This is a genomic window from Candidatus Dependentiae bacterium (assembly GCA_013821315.1).
GTDB lineage: Bacteria > Babelota > Babeliae > Babelales > Babelaceae > JACDHA01.
Genome location: JACDHA010000003.1, coordinates 66,765 through 85,410, shown reverse-complemented (window position 1 = coordinate 85,410; position 18,646 = coordinate 66,765). Strand labels below are relative to the sequence as shown.

The window sequence follows — 18,646 nt, the reverse complement described above, 5'->3', positions numbered from 1 at the left end:
CTGTTAAGCTTAGCTAGTTGAGCAAGTGCTTGATCTTCTAAAGCTAACCATTCTAAGTTCGCCAGTAATGTTAAGTACAAAGCCTGAATACTTGCTTTTGCCACAAGCTCAGACTGCGCGTGCTCCAAGGCTACTGTCGCATACCTATTGTAGTAAAAAATTTGTTCTGCAAGATTATCAAAATTATTAAAAGCACTTTCATGTAATCTTTTTATAAAATCCTGTGCACTTATTCTGTTTAATAAAAGCAACTGCTCTATATATTGTTTTTCTTGAACTTGCTTTTTTTGTCTTTGCGTATAGTTATAACCTGACTGAGTTATATCTTTTAATATAGCTGGAGTTAGCACAATACGGTCACCAGAGGCCATACTTAAAATAGAGCATGGCATACTTACCATAAATAACCACAGAGACTTTACTAGTATAGAGCGCTTCATAACTTACTCTCTTAAATTAGCAGTGTGTATAAGTCAACTATAACTAAGGGCAGCTTATTGCTGCCCTTTTAACTTGTTATTGTTCTGTGCCGTTTAACTGCACATCATTATCAACTATATATATTCGCTCAATAGCAAGAGCTTTACCCGTATGAGTATCAATATCTATCCAGACACCACAAAGCACCATAGGTCCTTGAGTCTCAACTTCAAACTTAGTAGGCATCTGGGTAAGTATACTTTGAATGATAGCACCTTTTTTCATGCCAATCATAGAGTTTAAAGCACCTGCCATACCTAAATCTGTTATATAAGCTGTACCACCAGGAAGTACCCGATTATCAGCAGTTTGCACATGCGTATGTGTTCCTACAAGAGCACTGATCTGACCATCAAGATAATAGGCTAAGCCCATCTTTTCAGACGTTGCTTCACCATGAAAATCAACTAAAATTATTGATGTCTTAGTTTTTAAATAGGTTAAAATAGATTCAGCTGCTCTAAAAGGGCACGATACCTGTTCACGCATAAACGTACGCGCCTGCAAATTGATAACACCAACAGTAAATGCACCACAAGAAAATGTCGTAACACCTACGCCCGGGCATCCATTAGGAAAGTTAGCAGGCCTTAAGACATCTTTGTTATCATTAAGATAACTATAGATATCACGCTTAGCCCAAATATGGTTACCTGTAGTAACAACATCAACACCATTTTGCTTAAAAAATTTAGCAATGCGTGGAGTAATACCTTTACCATCAGCACTATTTTCGCCATTGACGATCACTGCGTCAATCTTATATTCTTGACGCAGTTTAGCTATATGCTTTTCAAAAACAGCACAACCAGGAGCTCCTACTATATCTCCTAATACCAATACTCGTAGTGTGCTCATGAATTACCTTGCATACTCAATTGTACGCTTTTCGCGGATAACGTTAACTTTAATTTGACCAGGAAATGACATATCAAGCTCTATTTTGCGCGCTATTTCACGTGCTAGTTCACTTGCTTGTTCATCATTTAAAAATTCTTCTTCTACAATAATGCGTACTTCACGCCCTGCTTGTAAAGCATAAGCTTTTTTAACGCCAGGAAAACCATTACAAATTTCTTCCAGTTGCTCAAGACGTTTAACGTACGCTGACAACGTTTCACGTCGCGCACCAGGACGAGAGGCGGATATAGTATCAGCAATCATTACAATAGGGCTATACACTGAAATAAAGGGTACTTCTTCATGATGTGCTGCAATAGCATTAACCACAAGCGGATCTTCGCCACAACGTTTAGCTATATCAGCACCAATAGTAGCGTGAGGTCCTTCAACTTCAGCTGATACTGCTTTACCTATGTCATGCAGTAAGCCACCACGCAAGGCTATCTCAGGATGGGGTAATCCCAGTTCTTCGGCAATCATACGAGAAAAAAGACCCACTTCTATACTATGCGTAAGTACGTTTTGAGAAAAACTAGTACGGAAATGTAATTTTCCTAGAAGAGTAGCTATTTCTTGTTTTATACCTTGCATATTGAACTGCAATATAGCATTTTTGCCATATTCCTGAACCATCTCTTCAATTTCGCGTTCACATTGGGCTACTGTTTCTTCGATACGTGTAGGATTAATGCGTCCATCAGCAATAAGTTTTTCCAGCGTACGTTTGGCAACTTCGCGACGTATCGGATTAAAGCCAGAAATAGTTATAATTTCAGGCGTTTCACCAATAACAAATTCCATGCCTGTGGCAAGCTCAAGCGATTTGATATTGCGGCCTTCTTTACCAATAATGCGCCCCTTCATCTCTTCGTTAGGCAAATGTACTACGCCTGAAGAATGGGGAGCAACTTGCTCGGCCGTATAACGCTGCATTGCTGTTATTACTACGTTAACTGCTTTTTCTTTACCTATTTGTCGCGCTTCTTCCTCAACTTTTTGCACCCATTTTTGGTTGCTTAAGCGTACTTCTTCTTCAAGACTATTAAAAAGCTCTTTACGCGCTTCCTCTTTAGTCATATTGCTAATTGATTCTAATTTAGCAGTTAATTCATCAAATAAACTTTTAAGTTTTTGTTCACTGGCGCGCTGCATATCAGCAGTACGTAAAACAATACGCTCTTTTTGCTGCAGTTCACGACGTAAATCTTCAAGACGTTGCTCTTTTTTTTCCATTGCCTCGTACTTGGTATTTAACTTAAGCTGGAAACGTTCAAGTTCTGCACGATCACGTTTAGCGTCAAGATCAAACTCAGTACGCTTTCTATATAATTCGTCTTTAAGCTTAAGCGCTGCTTCACGACGCTCTGTATCTATTTCTTTTTTAGCTGCATCTAACTTGGTTTGAGCAAGTGCCATAAGCTGCTCAGCTGCATACCGTCTTCTTGAAGCTAAAATAGCTAGGATACTACCTGCTACTATAAAAATAACTGCTAGGACTGCTAGCATTGTTGTTACTATCATTTGTGTTCTTCCTACGTTAGTTCATAAAAAATTACCTTGTAATAATATAAGCATATCTAAGAATATAGCAGGACTCAAAAAAAAGAAGAGGGAACTTTACCTTAAAGACAAAGATACCTCTGAACAATGTCAGAGGTATCTTTATGGGTAATATAACTTAGTACTACTTATAATGGGCTAAAATGAGAAAGTTCTTTGTCCATAAGGGCTAGAAGTCTATCACTTTTTTGTTGTTGGCGATCAACAATATCCATACTAGTTAATGCCTTACTTGCAAGTTGTAAAGCAACTAAAACAGCAATACGTTTTGATTCGGTAATCTGACTTTTTTCTGCTATTTCACGCATACAGCTATCAACTAGAAGTGCCGCAGCATTAACATGCTCTTGCGATTCATCACTTACAAGAAAGTAACTTTCACCAAATATAGATACTTTGTATTTAGTTACGTTGCTCATTGTTATTCATGCTCAACAAGTCTGTCGATACTGCAAATAAGCTCGTCAACAACCATTTTGGTAAGTACACGCTCTTGATTAAGTTCTTCAATACTTTGAGTGCCTTTAAGCAAAGAGGTCTCAACGATTTCTAGACGAGCAGCAAGTTGTGCTTTTTCTTCAGAAATACGTGAGTTTAACTCTCTCTCAGTTTTCAAGAGCTCTACAAGTGATGCTATTTTCTTTTCAAGAAGGTTCAATTTTTCAAGAGGATTCAACGATTCCATTAGCTTCTCCTTTTAATGTAACGGTTTTGATTACCTGAAGTTGAATTTACTCTTAACCTGAACCCTTTGTCAAGGTTGCTCTCTAATTATTTATTATTTGCTCACTATTGTTGCGCTATATGCACTATCTGAGAAAATACTGCTGGGTCATATACTGCAAGTTGGCTAAGCATCTTACGATTCAATTGTACATCTGCTAGTTTAAGGCCATGTATCAACTTATTGTACTTAGTGCCATTGCTTTCTGCAGCAGCTTTAATACGCATAATAAATAATGATCGCATATCACGCTTTTTAAGCTTTCTGCCTTTAAAAGCAAATGCTAATGCGCGTAAAAGAGTTTCTTTGGCACGTTTAAAAATATTTTTACGTTGTCCCCAGAAGCCTTTAGTCTGTTTGAGTAATCTTTTATGGCGTTTTTTAGTTACCGTACCACGTTTTACGCGTGTCATGTGTCTAATCCTTTAGAATAACTTTTTTTAAAAGTATTATTTAATATATATAGTTTAATAAGGCAGCAATGATGCTACGTGTTTGATATCTGCTGCACAAAGATACAAACTACTGCGCAATTGACGCTTTGTTTTTCTTGATTTTTTGGTAAGTAAGTGACGACGGTAAGGACGTGCAGCTTTAATCAAACCACTTTTTAATTTTCTAAATCTTTTTTTTGCCCCAGAATGGGTTTTAACTTTAGGCATTACAATAACCTTTATTGCTGTTATTTATTTTTAAGATAATAGACACGAGACCACAATTTAGGAGCTTTCATGTCTTTCTCGTTTGCTATACGCGTAAGACCTGCTGCTTCAAAACTTGAGTCAATTTTAGCAAACATTTCTTCACCACGTTCTTCACGAGTTGCTGTTTCTCTACCTTTAAACACTAAAGTAAACTTTACATGCTTGCCGTCTTTAAGAAACGCTACAGCCTGATTGACTTTAGTTTGATAGTCATGCTCACCAATCTTGGGACTTAAACGCAATTCTTTAATTTGAATTACCTTTTGATTTTTTTTAGCTTCACCTTGTTGCTTTTTCTTTGCATACAACGCTTTACCAAAGTCCATAATTTTAACAACTGGACATCCTTCAGCACCCATATCAGTGATCAATACTAAATCAAGATCAACTTGGCGAGCTGCACGAAGAGCTTCATCACGTGGTAAAACACCTAAATTTTTTCCGTCATATGAGATAACTTGCATTTTATCAAAGCGAATTTTCTCATTAATTAACGGACTATTGGTTGCTTCGTTTTTCGTTTTCAATGTATTTTGTACCTCTACTCATCTTTAACTATATAGTTACCTGCCTCTGTTTCAGCTTTTGCTGTAGCAATTACAGCATGCACTTTAGCAGTTATTTTGTCTATAAGTTCTTTGTTGGTCTTAAGTCCTTGAACAACATGTTCACGACCTTGCGCTAACTTTTCACCCTCAAACGAGAACCATGAACCTGCTTGTTGTATAACACCATAGACTAATGCTGCTTCAAGCAAATCACGAGCTGGAGTAATACCTTCGCCAAACATAAGTTCTGCTTCTACGCGTCTAAACGGTGGCGCCATTTTGTTTTTTGCTACTTTAATAGCAACTCTGTTACCAATAATAACATCGTCTTTTTTAATACTCTCTATACGACGTACATCAAGACGCAAAGAAGCATAGAATTTAAGTGCATTACCACCCGTGGTTACTTCTTTAGGACCAAATGACATAGTACTTATATTTTGACGAATTTGATTAATAAATATGAGTACTGTTTTTGACTTGTGTACAACAGGTGTTAACTTTCTTAATGCTTGCGACATAAGACGTGCTTGTAGACCAACATGAGTATCACCCATGTCACCTTCAAGCTCAGCTTTTGGTACAAGAGCAGCTACAGAGTCAACAACAATAACATCAACAGTACCGGATCTTATAAGTGTTTCAGCAATATCAAGACCTTGTTCACCATAATCTGGCTGGGTAACAAGTAGGTCATTAATTTTAATACCAATTCTTTTTGCATATGCAGGATCTAATGCATGCTCAGCATCAATAAAAGCACAAATACCGCCTAGTTTTTGAGCTTGTGCAATTACTTGTAATGCTAATGTTGTTTTACCTGACGCTTCAGGTCCAAAAATTTCAATTATTCTACCACGAGGAAAACCACCAATTCCTAGTGCTTGATCAACCATAATTGAGCCGGTTGATATAACATCTGCTTGTACAGAAGTACCTTGGCCAAGAGCCATAACGGTATTTTTGCCATACTGTTTATCAATTTGAGCAAGAACTATATCAAGCATTTTTCTTTTAGCGCTGATATCAGTTTCTTTTAATATTTCTTTACTCATCGTGCTTCCTTATAAGCTAGGGAAAACCTTATCTATTTAACTTATATCTCTACTTATAAGTATACCATGCTTTAGAAAAAATGCCAATTATACTTGCGGTACTATTTCTAAAAAACATAGCAAAGATGAGCATATTTCTTCTTTTTTAATGATCTATTTACTATTTCTCTATTCTCTAAAACAAGTTTATTGTTACACAAGTATTAATCAATTTTATTGACTTTGCTGCTTTCGTCAAATTGCTCATTGCACCCAGCACACAAGACTTTCTCTTTATAATATAATTACTAATAATAACATAAGTAAAAATATATTTGTGTAAATAATCATAAAAGGTCACATTTTGGCATCATTAATTTTAATAAATTTTTCGCTTAAAAGGCAGAATTGTAACGAATCTCTTTTAAAATCAGCAAAGTTAGAAAGCAAAAAGTACATAGACTAGCAAAGAGTATAATCAATAATAGCATTTACTACATCAGAGGGTAACTCCGAGCAGTTATCATCTGACTTTGTTTGATAGATTCTCTTTAATATAAATAACACAGCACGTGTAGCCTTAAGCTTAATATCTGACTTATAATCAGAGATAAGTTTGCCCATATCGTGAGCATGCTTTTTTTTAACAAGATCGGTAGCTGTTTTCCCCCATTTATCTTTGACAAAGGGATTGACTTTTGCTGCAAATAATAATTGTATTATTTCTAAGTTAGCTACCGTAACAGCTTCATGTAAAGGGGTAACAAGACAATGATCTTTGCTATTAGGAGTTGCTTTAGCCTCAAGCAGTGCTTTAACTATCTGAACATGATTTTTACAAATAGCTCTACTTAAAGGCGACCACCCAACACAACACTTTTGGTTAACGGTAGCTCCTTTGGCAATAAGCAGGTCGACAAGTTCTAAACAACCTGATTCAGCTGCTTTATAGAGGCAACTATCTTTATTGCGATCAAGGACATTAGGGCTTGCTCCAGATTCTAAAGCTGCTTGAGCTAACTCAACATTGTTGCTTTCAATTGCATATAGCAGTTGGTCATCACCTGTCATAGGCCTACTATTAAAAAACACCGAGCATATAACAAAAAACAGTATTTTACTATTACACATAATCAAAAACCTACCGCTACAGAGCATATAACTAGAAGCTTAACTCAACTGGTTACTTATTTTAAAGGCCACTTTTAGATCTTTTAAGCAAAGCAAAACTGTCTGAAGTAGGCTCTGCTTTTGATGAACCAAATAAATTCATAACTCGTTTAGCCAAAGAAGGAGATGTTTCTGCTTCTACTTCCGAAATAGATTTAAGTAAGTTTTTATGCAAGCTATCTGAGCTTGAGTTTGCTCTTCTTAATTGAGGCGATTTTACTACACCAATATTTGTTAAAGATTTAGCTTTTACTAACTTATGTGGCAAGGCAGATTTTTTTTTGCTATTAAGTGCTTCTCTAGTGCTATACTGGTCACTTGTATCGGCAGTTTCTTCTTTTGTATTAATAATCACTAACGCTTTTATTTGAAATCTTACATTATTGCCTTGCATAATAACAGCACTTATATGATAAGTACCATCAGAATATTCATGATTTTCATGATTTTTCAATTCAAAAAAACCTGTTATTGAAGGTTCTGCTTTACCTAAATATTTTCCGTTAGCAAAAAAATCAATACTGTTATGTGTAGTAGACTTACCACACAGTTTAAACCTAGATTGAGTAATAACTGCTTTATCAGAAAAAAACAGTACTATTTTAGCCTCCTGTTTTTTTATTTTAAACACAGTTAATTCGTCACTATGCAAATTTAACATATAAAAAGAATAACCTTTTGAATCAAATATAATATCTCTAGGTAATGCGTTAGCTAAATCAACACTAGCTATAGAGTGCATAGTAAGCAAAGTGGCATCATCGATCTCAAAAAGAGTGGTTGAGACAAATTTATGAGCTATAGCTAAATAACGGTCATCGTATGAAAATGCTGCAGCTAGAGGATTCTCTTTATAGGTAGAGCTTGCTACCTGTTGAATGCTTTTAAGATCTTTAAGGCCTAAAACAAGAATATACCCCTCTTTGATTTTTAAACCTTTAGCATACAGAATAACACTATATTTTTTGTGAGGAGAAAAATTAACTAATAAAGCTTTAAATCCCTCATTATTTGAGCAATAAAGAGGAGTTAGCCCCTTCTCTTGATCCCACATGAGCAAAGATACAGTAGTAGCATAATCTTCATAATGACTTACCTCTGCAGGATAAGGTGATTGATTTAAAACAGCCCCCAGTAAGGTATAATCCGGAGCTTGGTATATAGCACTATACGAGTCTCCCTCGCTTTTCTCAGCAATAGTAAGGTTATTGTTCTCATCGACAACAAAACAAGTTAACTGTTTAATATTTTTATAAGAAATAACTAGTACTTTACCTTGAGCGCTAAATACTGCTTTCATAGGATTATCAGGTAAAAAATACTCTGTTTTTTCTGCAAGAGCATAGCCGTTGGTTAACGAAATTGTCGTAAGCATATTTTTTTCTTTAGATAACACTACAAGCAAGTTATTATGAGGCGCAAAGAGTATATTAGAAGCATCTTTATCAATACTTATAGAGCTCTCTAAGGGCGTTAAAGCACCATCTTCTTCTATTGAGAAAAAATTAATACGCTCAGAATGTTTGTGTAAAACAGCTAGACAGAGCTCATCGGGCGATACTGTAAATGCAATAGCTTCTTTACCGCCAGTGCTATACACTCTTTGGTTGTAATTTTCTTGATTATTAACATCTTCTTGAAAAGTGGTAAGGCTATTTTTATCTTTGTTAAGAACAATAATGAGAGCTATTCTTTTAAGAGATACTATTTTAGCGGCTAATCCGCCTACAGCTAGATCGGTTATTTTTTTAACAGCTACTACTTGATCATCTCTATCATAAAAACAATGATTGATTTTAAATACAAAAACAAGCAATAAAAGTACTAGTGTTTTTTTCATTATGCTCCCGTTAATAAAGAAAATAGCGCTCTTTAAGTTATAATTAGTATATATTTTCAAGATTTATACTAGCAACAACTTTCTTTTATGAGCATAAAAAAGGCACCTGGTATGGTGCCTTTTTTATCGTATATTTTTAATGGGGGATCATAAGGGGCAGTAGCCCCTTATAAATTCGCTTATTAATCCCTTAGTTATTAGTTCTACCAGATGCTCTTTTAAGGAGCTCTTGATCTACGGATACTGTTGCTTTAGTTTTAAGAGTATCAACAAAAGACTGGCCGAGACCATCTTGAGCTTGCTGTCTAAGTTGTTGCTCAATACGTGCTTTAGTATCAGCATATTGTTTTTCATCAAGGGGTTCGGTTTCTGTTACTTGGTAAACAAAACCGGCTTTATCAGCAAGTTCATAGAGCATTGCACCTTTACGAGAAAGTATAGAAAGCTTGCTTGTTGGTATATGCTTGTCTTCAAGCTTTTTTAAAGCATCTTGAGATTTGCTATTAATAAAGTCTGTCGTTTCAAACTGAACTTTAGAAATACCGGCAGCTTTTGCACGCTCTTGCAAGCTACCCTCTTTTTGAGCTACTATTTTTTTAAGATCTTGCTCTAGAAGATCACGTGCTTGTTCTGTTTTTGTCTCTTCAAGTACACGTTGCTTAATATCAGCCAAGTTAGGTATAAAGCTTGGAGTTATTTTGGTAAGCTCTGCTATATATCCTTTATCTTTTTCTTGATAGAATACCCGGCCACCTTCTTGAGCTACTCCAAATATTTTTTGCGACTTAAGAGTGCCATCTTGTGCTATATTTTCTATGGTGCTTTTTTGCGCTTTCTTGCTTTCAATAAACTTAGAGAATAATTCAGGAGCATCATATGCTTGATTTATTATGCGTTGCCCATCAACTGAGAAACTGCGTTTAAATGCATCAAGAGTTGCTTTCTTTTTAATATCCTCTTTTACAGATGACAAAGGCTTATAGGTTGCTGGTTTACGATTTACAAGTTTAAGAATTACAAAGCCCTGCTTAGTATATACTACAGGGGAAACATCACCTGTTTGAGCTAAAGCAAAAGCTGCATTAGTGAGTGCTCTGTCTTTTACGTCTGAGCGTTGCAGCGTAAGAGTTTGAGCTGATGCAACTTGTGCGTCAAATTCTTTTGCATTTTTTGATGCACGTTGTGCAGCTTCATTAGCTTTATTTTTGTCTTCTTTAAAAGAAAGTACTTTTACTGTTACTTCTTCTTGACGATCTATGTAATCACTTACATGAGCATCATAGTACTCTTGCAGCTCTTTTTGAGTTACTACAACGTCATACTGAGCTGGATCAAAGCTCCATAATTGAGCTGTGCGCTTTTCAGGCACACGGTACTGTTCCTTGTGAGCATCATAAAATGCAGTTAACTCTTGCTCTGTTATTTTGCTGGTGTCTATTTTTTTAAGATAATCATCTAGATTAAGTGAAAGCAACCCAAACTTTTTCTTGAGATATTCTTTAGCGTACTGTTCTTTAACAGCCATTTGGGGAATATATAAAGATTCTTGAGCTAATTGCTGCACTAAATTACGCGCTAATGTATCTTGTACCAACGTCTCAAAATCTGTTTCTGAGATACCCATACGTTGCAAATAGGTTTTTAGCAACGTTACGTTAAGCGTTCCATTTTCAACTACTTGAGCAGGAACTACTGAACCTAATGATTGACGTACAAACAGAGGATCATTCAGTTTGCTTTCAACATATGCTGGACTTACATAGATACCAAGTTTATCAGCTGCGCTTTGTACCACTTTTTCTTGTATAAGATCATTAAGAGCTATATCTTCTGGTTTTTGATCATAATGCCATAGCTGCAGTATAAGATCGGCCTGAGGACCATAAGCACGTCTAATATTAGAAATAACCGAGTCAACTTGTATAAAACGACGTCTAAACTCTAGTGCTGATATACCTAATCCGTTAACAGTGGCAACATCAGCTGCTCCTGTAGCTGATCTTTGGGACATTCTGTATATTAAACTTATAGAACTTCCTGCCATAGCTAACAAAACAAACCAAATAATTAGTTTGAGATTGCCTTTTTGCACATTTTTGCGCATTGAACCTATCATAAATTAAGCCTTTCTGTTGGTGGATTCATCGGTAATAATAGAAATATCTTTTGGATGAGCCACTTCTCGTATTTGGTTAAGTAACTCTTTTAACTCTTCTTGCTTTGTATATAAGGGGGTTACCACTTGATACCAAAGGCGAGAATTCTTGCCTTGCACGGTTGCACTCTTCTGCTCTATCAGTGTAGCAGGACATCCTACATTCTCAAGTTTTTTAATATAAGCTTGTGCTACTCGTTGTGAAGAAAATTTACCAAGTTGGGCATAATACTTACAAGCAGGTGTCTTAACGGCTTCAACTTCAGATGGACTATCAGGTTCTTCAGGTTTTTCTTCAAGCCTTGCTATTTGTAATGTTGTATATACCTTATCAGCTAAAAACTCATTTTGGACTGTACTTGAAAGAACCTCTGCTGCTTGTTTTTTGCCCCAATAATAACCACCAATAAAAATAAAAAAAGAAAGCATAAGCAAACTTGCTATAAGCGAGCTTACCTGTTGTTGCGTAAGCTGTAAACCATGCACTTGCTCTGCAACGGGGACACCTGAGAATATTTTTTTAAATAGCTTCATACTACTCTACTCTAGTTTAAAGACTTCACAATAGATAATAACTGCTTTAGATATAGATCAACATTTGATAAAGTCAAGTTAACTTCATTAATATGTTTTAAATAAACCTGCTCAGTATCACTTTGCACAAGCTGTTTTTTAAGAGATTTCCAAAAAGTTTCTTGTCTTTTTGCATAGGCACGTGTTTGCATGCTTATAGATTCAACAAGCTCTTGCTTACTTATTGAATCCTCTAAAAATTCTATAATTTCTGGGTAGCCAATCAGCCTTTTTTCTCTTAAAAAAGATCGCCAGGCGCTTGATAAGCTTTTTACCTCATCAATCCAACCCTGCTCAATCATTAGTTTCGTGCGAGCATTAATACGCGTATACAGCTCTTCACGCTCACGAGTTAAATGTAAAAAGATATAGTTGCCTGGGGGTGTATATAAAGGACCTGCTTCTGAGGGTTTTATGCCAGTAGTATACCAAATAGTTAAAGCACGTTCTACTCTATAGACATCATGCATATGTATAGTGGTTGCTCGTTCAGGATCAATAGCATACAGCTCTTGCCATAATTCTTGTGGTGTTTTTTGCTCGTTGTTTTTCAAATTAACATTGACCACTTCTTCAGGGGTATATTTAAAGTCAAGATCTTGAGGCGGAAAAAACAGGGATTTAAGATAAAAACCTGATCCACCGACAATGATAGGTATTTTGCCGGCACTCCAGACTTTTTCTAGGCACTGTACTACGGCCTGTCTATACTCAGACACCGTGTAATTATGAGGCTTTTCAATAACATCAAACAAATAATGGGCGACAGCTTGGTTTTTCCAATCAGGTTTAGCAGTGCCAATAGAGAGTGGCGTATACAATTGGCCCATATCACCATTGATTATAGCAAACAATTCTGGCGCTTGATCAGTTAATCTATTAACAAAGTCAGTTTTTCCTACAGCAGTAGGACCAGAAAAAAGTAAAAATAATTTTTGCATAGCGTGTAAAGGGTAAAAGATACTGGGGGCCTTTTTACAGCCCCCTTTTATAATTATTAAGGAATTTCGATATATTTAGTTTTAGAAGCAAATTCTTCAGGTGTATGTTTTTGGCGATGAGCTGCACATAAGCTGCGCAATTGCTCAATAGCTTTTTCTTCACTTACTTGTCTGACTAGAGCAACTTCTTCTATAAGGAGAGCTTCTGCTTGTTGTAAAAGGTTTTTTTCACCAAACGAAAGCTCTTTTTGAGTTGCTATATAGCGCAAATCACGATAAATTTCTGACAAATCAGTGAGACTACCTGTACGCAATTTGTTTTGATACTCTTTGTTGCGCTTATTCCAATTGCTTGCAGTAAACTCATAGTGAGTAATACGTCGTGCAGGCTCAGCAAGTAACTTAAAAATAGTATATATATGCTCATCAGAACTTAACGGTCGTATGCCAACAGAATCAGCATTACTTGTAGGTACAAGCACCGTTACATCTTTACTTAAAAAGGTAAGCTCATAAAATGTTGTTTCTTTTCCTGCCATGGTCTTTTTTACTAAACTCTTAATGCGAGCTACACCATGACCGGGATAGACAACTTTTTCATTTAAGGAAAACATAGCGACCCTTTCCCCAATTATACAAAAGTATACTTGGCAAACTAAGGTGGTACTTACCCTTGAAAGCTTTTACCCGCTTTTAGTATAGCAGTAATTTTTGTTAACACTAGCTTATTTTTTGGTATACTAACACTAAGTTCTTAAACCTTTAGCCAATAGGTTGCACCCATGCGCGTACCGTATTTTAAGCAATTCAATACAAGCCTCTACTGGAACTTAATCGACTCAGTAGGCACTCAAATACTGCTGCTCGTGCACCATTTGCTTGTGCGATCTTTTTTAGGGTCTTCGTTTCATGGCAGCTTTAGCTGTCTCTTATCTCTTTTATATTTAGGCATAACGCTTTTTAACTTTGGTTTTGATACTTCTCTGGCCCCTTTTTTAACTACCATAATCTCAAGCAAGCAACAATTTAGTAAGCTTGTAAAGTATTATATAGGCTCCCAATCACTTATACTTCTTGTATCAGCACTTTTAGCAGCTTTATTTTTTCTGTTTTTGAGTACTATCCCCGTTTTCGATGTGCCCCTTTATACACTCTTTGGTTATACTTTTTTATGTGAAAGTGCAAAAAAAACGGCTAAAAGTTTCTTGCAGCTAAATTTTTTAAATAAAACAACAGCGCTTGTTGAAGTGCTTGGCATGCTAGGCTATTTACTATTTTTTTGGGCCACCTATTATCAGGGCTTTTTAACCACAACGGTTCACACATGGGTTATTTTAGGTTTTATCTCTACAGGGCAAGCGCTTACGTTACTTTTTAGGTGCTATACTATTTATAAGCACTTACCTAAAGAAAATCTATCAGCTCACACACCAGAGTTACTGTCATTAAAAGCTTTAACTAAAATTCGATTTTTTACCTTTAGTAATCAAATGGTAGTGCAATTATTTTCGGGTAATTTTCTAGTACCTTTATGTGCCTTAAGATTAGGTAGCCAACAGGCAAGCTTTCTTAAAATTGTTACCTCTTTTTCTCAAATACTATCAACTGTGGCTCAAAAAGTCTTTGGTATAGCAAGTAATGCTGTATTTGCTCATCTTACAGATAAACCACTTGAGGAACGTCGCGCCACTTTTAGCACTCTTTCTTATAAATTACACCAGGCTCTGTATGTTTTAGGCATTTTTTTGGTTATTAATATACAAGTACTTATAAGAGCTTATCAACACTGGCATTTAGGTGGTGACATTTCTCTAACAAGCTGGGCAAGCGTATATGTGTTTCTTATTTTAAGTTTTATAGAAAGTTTTTTTGCTCTTTATGAGCGTTGGTATACCGTTGAAAAGAAAGCTCATATATTTTTTATTTTTAATCTATTAAGTTTTATAGTGCTTTATATAACATTGCCTTATATGAGCTTGGGCAAATTATTTTTTAGTATTCTTGTAGGCGTGCGCCTTGGTATGTTTTTAGCTTTAAGTGGTTTTTCTTTTTATTATTGGAACATTAAACCAACGTTTAAACTTGAAAAAAAACTTTTAATATATACCATTGTAGTTTCTTTTTTATTTAATAGTGTGACAAAAATAGCCAGTACCCTCTTGTAAAACAGCTATTTTAGGTTACATTAATTAGATAAACTTATTTAACTACTTTTTGGGGAGATTGTTATGTCTAATTTTATTTTTTCACACACAACTTTAAAAACTAAACTATTATTAGGTGGTTTGTCTTTGCTTTTATTTGGCACACTAGCTCCTGCCTTTTATGTTGACACCGTAAAAAACTGGATAGTAACTGCTTACTCGTACGTAACGGGTAAATAACGAGTAGTTAAAAGTTACTTGAGGCCTCATAGCTTATCCAAGCTCATGAGGTCTCTATTGTTGATATCAACTTTAAAAAAATATATACTTATAATTATAACAAATTTGAGCCGACTGCACTAAAACAATCTTAGTTTTATTCTTGACAATTAGGCGGTTTTCTAGTAGAATATAAAGTATATATAGTACTTAAAGTAATGAAATTAAGAAAGGTCACTAATGGCTAAAAAAATTATAGGTATAGATTTAGGAACAACCAACTCAGTAGTTTCCGTTATGGAAGCAGGTACGCCTAAAGTAATACCAAATGAAGAAGGTCAAAACACTACTCCTTCAGTTGTTGCTTTTACCAAAGATGGCAAACGCCTTGTAGGTGTTGTTGCTAAGCGTCAAGCAGTAACTAACCCAGAAAACACTATCTTTTCTGCAAAGCGCTTTATTGGTCGCAAGTATGAAGAAACACTTAACGAAACCAAACATATTCCTTACAAGATTACTAAAACCAAAGATGGTGGTGTAGCAATCCTAGCACAAGGTAAAGAGTATACCCCAGAAGAGATTTCTGCGGCAATTTTAGGCAAGTTAAAGCAATCTGCTGAAAACTACTTAGGACACGCAGTAACAGAAGCGGTTATTACTGTTCCTGCTTATTTTAACGATTCACAAAGACAAGCAACTAAAGATGCGGGTCGCATAGCTGGTCTTGATGTAAAACGTATTATCAACGAGCCTACAGCTGCTGCTTTAGCGTATGGTTCAGATAAAAAGAAGAACGGCACTATTGTAGTATTTGACTTTGGTGGTGGTACATTTGACGTTTCTATTTTAGAAATTAACGATGGCGTTATTGAAGTTAAATCAACTAATGGAGACACTCATTTAGGTGGTGACGACGTTGATAATAAGATTATAACTTATATTATTGAAGAATTTAAAAAAGACCAAGGCATTGATCTTCATAATGACCGCATGGCATTACAACGTCTTAAAGAATCTGCAGAAAAAGCTAAAATCGAGCTTTCAAGCATGAATGAAACTGAGATTAATTTGCCGTATATTACAGCAGATGCTTCAGGTCCTAAGCATTTAATATTAAAGCTTTCTCGTGCTAAATTTGAATCATTATGTGCAGACTTATTTGAGCGTTTACTTATACCATGCCGTCGCGCTATAGAAGATGCTTCAATTAACAAAAGTCAAATTGATGAAGTTCTTTTAGTTGGTGGTTCAACACGTATTCCTAAAGTACAACAGCTTGTTAAAGATTTCTTTGGCAAAGAGCCAAATAAATCAGTTAACCCTGATGAAGTAGTTGCTATAGGTGCTGCGGTACAAGGTGCTATTTTAGGTGGTGAAGTAACTGATGTACTATTACTTGATGTTACGCCACTTTCACTTGGAATTGAAACAATGGGCGGTGTTACAACACGTTTAATTGAACGTAATACTACTATACCGTCACGTAAATCACAGGTGTTTAGTACTGCTGAAGACAATCAAACAGCTGTAGACATTCGTGTTGTACAAGGTGAACGCGAAATGGCTAAAGACAATAAAGTACTTGGCCAATTTAGACTTGAAGGCATCCCAACAGCACCACGTGGTGTACCTCAAATCGAAGTAACTTTCGATATTGACGCTAACGGTATTGTACATGTTTCTGCAAAAGATAAAGCATCTGGCAAAGAACAAAAGATTACTATTACTAGTAATACCAGCTTATCTAAAGAGGAAGTTGAACGTCTTGTTAAAGAAGCTCAAGAACATGCCACTGAAGATAAAAAGATCCGCGAAACAGTTGAAAAAAGAAATCGCCTTGACGGCCTTATCATTGATATCGAGAAAACTCTTAAAGAAAACAGAGAAAAACTCTCAGGTGAAGATGCTCAAGCGCTCGAAACAGCTTTAGAGACAGCAAAAACTACTCTTAAAGATCAAGCAGAAAATGCAGAAGAACTACAAAAAGCAACCGATGAATTGCTACAAGCTTCTCATAAAGTTGCCGAATTCTTATACAAAAATAACCCTGAAGCAGCTGGTGCTCAACCAGAAGCTTCTGAATCATCAAATACTGATGATCAAGGTCCAATTGATGCAGATATTAAAGAGTAATTAACAGACTCCCTGCGTACAAATAAGGTGGTGTATTAGATTACATCACCTTATTTTTTTGTCCTTACATAAGCTAAATGCATACACAGCGCCTAATTTAAATTTCAATTTGATTAATATTTAAAATTGTATAAACTTATTTATAGTATCAATTAAATGTTAGTATAAAATTTGTTTAGGAAAAATATGAAACTAAAAATCCCGTTATCTATTGCATTACTTGTTTTATCATCTAGAGTTGCTTATCCTATGCTGAGCTCTTATACAACTGGAGATGAACGCTTTATGACAACTGCTATTTCTTGTATTAAAGATAATAGCACAATAGGTCTTCGCAGCTTATTTATAGCAAATAAAGCTAATTCATCCCAATTAAGTAACTTAATTATAACTGCACTACAGGAAAATCGTTTAGAAATAGCGCAATCTCTTGTAGGTTACCTTAGTCACTTGCCTCCAACAGATCAACCAAGCCCATCTTCTATTACTCAAATAGCCATCACTGCTTTACACAAAAATTGTTCTCAGATAGCGCAAGTAGTTACTTCTCTTGGCAATGATAATGATAGAAAAGAAAAACAACACATTTTCAATGCCGCCGTAGAAACAGGTAATACAGAGACAGTAAGGTTACTAATTGGACAGTGTGACGTAAATATTAGTGATGCTTGGTCACCAAGCCTTCTTCATACTGCTACGAAAAAGCGCTATAAAACTATAGCAGAACTTTTAATATCTCATGGAGCTAATGTTGCAACTGAATATAATGGATTAACCCCTTTAGCACAAGCTATAAACAATAGAATGACAAAAGTCATAAAGCTATTGATACTTAAAGATAGCACTAGGGTTCGTACCTTAACGCTCCTACCTACAAACTACATTATGGCGGTTCTTATTAATAATCCGTTTGCTACTAGTATTCAGAGCAATCCAGTGTATCAAAATGCACGTATCTACATGGAATTAGTTGAAGACTTAGAAAAAGATACACAAATAAGACCTTTTATAGATGACATATCCCAAATAGACTTATCAGAAGCAGCTATTGATGCTTATAGAGAACTCATATATGAGGCTCTCTCGAACCCAACTCAGGCTACTATTGAAAAAGCTCTACAAATGAACTGTTTTAAATTGGCAAGCAAGCTCATCAGATCACTTGGTTTAAGCTTGGATGAAGAGCGAGAGCTTGCACAGTTAGCAAAACAAAAGTATAAGTTACATAACAATACAAATGCCCAATTCTTGGGCCGTTTACTGCGCAATCGTATAGGTACTATGGGACCTGAATTAGGTATTTCAAAGCATGGTATCATCAATGCTTATTGTACCCAAGAACATGCTTTAACCAATGACATAGTAGATACTATTCGTAAATATATCAGTAAATAAAATTTGCTTAAATAAATTACTATACTTAGAAACGAGACAGTAGAATAACATACTGTCTCGTTTCTAATTTAATACGAACATAAGTGTATTTTAGTTAGGTGCTCTAAAGTGCCTAAAAGCAAT

At 35.6% G+C, this 18,646-nt stretch carries 19 protein-coding genes; 4 read left to right on the top strand and 15 right to left on the bottom strand.

Going from position 1 to position 18,646, the window contains the following annotated elements:
• The 15 genes from H0X48_01455 to H0X48_01385 all read right to left on the bottom strand — a co-directional run.
• Positions 1 to 440, bottom strand: a 440-nt coding sequence (locus H0X48_01455) for a hypothetical protein (GenBank protein ID MBA3953976.1), incomplete at its 3' end; no start/stop codon positions are given.
• A gap of 76 nt (positions 441 to 516) precedes the next feature.
• A complete protein-coding gene (locus tag H0X48_01450) occupies positions 517 to 1,338 on the bottom strand; it encodes a TIGR00282 family metallophosphoesterase (GenBank protein MBA3953975.1) in 822 nt (273 codons plus the stop codon).
• Between the two features lie 3 nt (positions 1,339 to 1,341).
• Positions 1,342 to 2,904, bottom strand: coding sequence for a ribonuclease Y (gene rny, locus H0X48_01445; GenBank protein ID MBA3953974.1), 1,563 nt, complete (start codon positions 2,902 to 2,904; stop codon positions 1,342 to 1,344).
• 167 nt (positions 2,905 to 3,071) lie between these two features.
• A complete protein-coding gene (gene zapA / locus H0X48_01440) occupies positions 3,072 to 3,362 on the bottom strand; it encodes a cell division protein ZapA (protein MBA3953973.1) in 291 nt (96 codons plus the stop codon).
• A gap of 2 nt (positions 3,363 to 3,364) precedes the next feature.
• The gene (locus tag H0X48_01435; GenBank protein MBA3953972.1) at positions 3,365 to 3,628 is read right to left on the bottom strand and encodes a hypothetical protein; all 264 of its coding nucleotides are present in this window, start codon (positions 3,626 to 3,628) and stop codon (positions 3,365 to 3,367) included.
• A 104-nt stretch (positions 3,629 to 3,732) separates the two neighbouring features.
• The gene (gene rplT / locus H0X48_01430) at positions 3,733 to 4,080 is read right to left on the bottom strand and encodes a 50S ribosomal protein L20 (protein ID MBA3953971.1); all 348 of its coding nucleotides are present in this window, start codon (positions 4,078 to 4,080) and stop codon (positions 3,733 to 3,735) included.
• 54 nt (positions 4,081 to 4,134) lie between these two features.
• On the bottom strand, positions 4,135 to 4,329 hold the full coding sequence (gene rpmI, locus H0X48_01425; GenBank protein ID MBA3953970.1) for a 50S ribosomal protein L35: 195 nt from the start codon (positions 4,327 to 4,329) through the stop codon (positions 4,135 to 4,137).
• Positions 4,330 to 4,349: 20 nt separating this feature from the next.
• The gene (locus tag H0X48_01420) at positions 4,350 to 4,898 is read right to left on the bottom strand and encodes a translation initiation factor IF-3 (protein ID MBA3953969.1); all 549 of its coding nucleotides are present in this window, start codon (positions 4,896 to 4,898) and stop codon (positions 4,350 to 4,352) included.
• 14 nt (positions 4,899 to 4,912) lie between these two features.
• Positions 4,913 to 5,974, bottom strand: a complete 1,062-nt coding sequence (gene recA, locus H0X48_01415; protein ID MBA3953968.1) for a recombinase RecA — start codon at positions 5,972 to 5,974, stop codon at positions 4,913 to 4,915.
• Between the two features lie 441 nt (positions 5,975 to 6,415).
• A complete protein-coding gene (locus H0X48_01410; GenBank protein ID MBA3953967.1) occupies positions 6,416 to 7,084 on the bottom strand; it encodes an ankyrin repeat domain-containing protein in 669 nt (222 codons plus the stop codon).
• 61 nt (positions 7,085 to 7,145) lie between these two features.
• Positions 7,146 to 8,963 (bottom strand): beta-propeller fold lactonase family protein, encoded by a 1,818-nt coding sequence (locus tag H0X48_01405; protein ID MBA3953966.1) that lies wholly within the window; start codon positions 8,961 to 8,963, stop codon positions 7,146 to 7,148.
• A gap of 190 nt (positions 8,964 to 9,153) precedes the next feature.
• Positions 9,154 to 11,079 carry a peptidyl-prolyl cis-trans isomerase gene (locus H0X48_01400; protein MBA3953965.1) on the bottom strand — a complete coding sequence of 642 codons (1,926 nt, stop codon included), beginning with the start codon at positions 11,077 to 11,079 and terminating at the stop codon, positions 9,154 to 9,156.
• A 3-nt stretch (positions 11,080 to 11,082) separates the two neighbouring features.
• The gene (locus H0X48_01395; protein ID MBA3953964.1) at positions 11,083 to 11,652 is read right to left on the bottom strand and encodes an SPOR domain-containing protein; all 570 of its coding nucleotides are present in this window, start codon (positions 11,650 to 11,652) and stop codon (positions 11,083 to 11,085) included.
• An 11-nt stretch (positions 11,653 to 11,663) separates the two neighbouring features.
• Positions 11,664 to 12,632 carry a tRNA (adenosine(37)-N6)-dimethylallyltransferase MiaA gene (gene miaA, locus H0X48_01390; GenBank protein MBA3953963.1) on the bottom strand — a complete coding sequence of 323 codons (969 nt, stop codon included), beginning with the start codon at positions 12,630 to 12,632 and terminating at the stop codon, positions 11,664 to 11,666.
• A 56-nt stretch (positions 12,633 to 12,688) separates the two neighbouring features.
• On the bottom strand, positions 12,689 to 13,246 hold the full coding sequence (locus H0X48_01385; protein ID MBA3953962.1) for a hypothetical protein: 558 nt from the start codon (positions 13,244 to 13,246) through the stop codon (positions 12,689 to 12,691).
• Between the two features lie 168 nt (positions 13,247 to 13,414).
• Between H0X48_01385 and H0X48_01380 the strand changes: the two genes are divergently transcribed.
• The 4 genes from H0X48_01380 to H0X48_01365 all read left to right on the top strand — a co-directional run bounded on the left by H0X48_01380 (position 13,415) and on the right by H0X48_01365 (position 18,523).
• Entirely contained in the window at positions 13,415 to 14,797 is a 1,383-nt protein-coding gene (locus H0X48_01380; GenBank protein ID MBA3953961.1) for a hypothetical protein, read from the top strand.
• Positions 14,798 to 14,860: 63 nt separating this feature from the next.
• Positions 14,861 to 15,016, top strand: a complete 156-nt coding sequence (locus H0X48_01375) for a hypothetical protein (GenBank protein MBA3953960.1) — start codon at positions 14,861 to 14,863, stop codon at positions 15,014 to 15,016.
• Positions 15,017 to 15,235: 219 nt separating this feature from the next.
• Positions 15,236 to 17,128 (top strand): molecular chaperone DnaK, encoded by a 1,893-nt coding sequence (gene dnaK / locus H0X48_01370; protein MBA3953959.1) that lies wholly within the window; start codon positions 15,236 to 15,238, stop codon positions 17,126 to 17,128.
• 186 nt (positions 17,129 to 17,314) lie between these two features.
• Positions 17,315 to 18,523 carry an ankyrin repeat domain-containing protein gene (locus H0X48_01365; protein MBA3953958.1) on the top strand — a complete coding sequence of 403 codons (1,209 nt, stop codon included), beginning with the start codon at positions 17,315 to 17,317 and terminating at the stop codon, positions 18,521 to 18,523.
• Positions 18,524 to 18,646 lie beyond the last annotated feature (123 nt).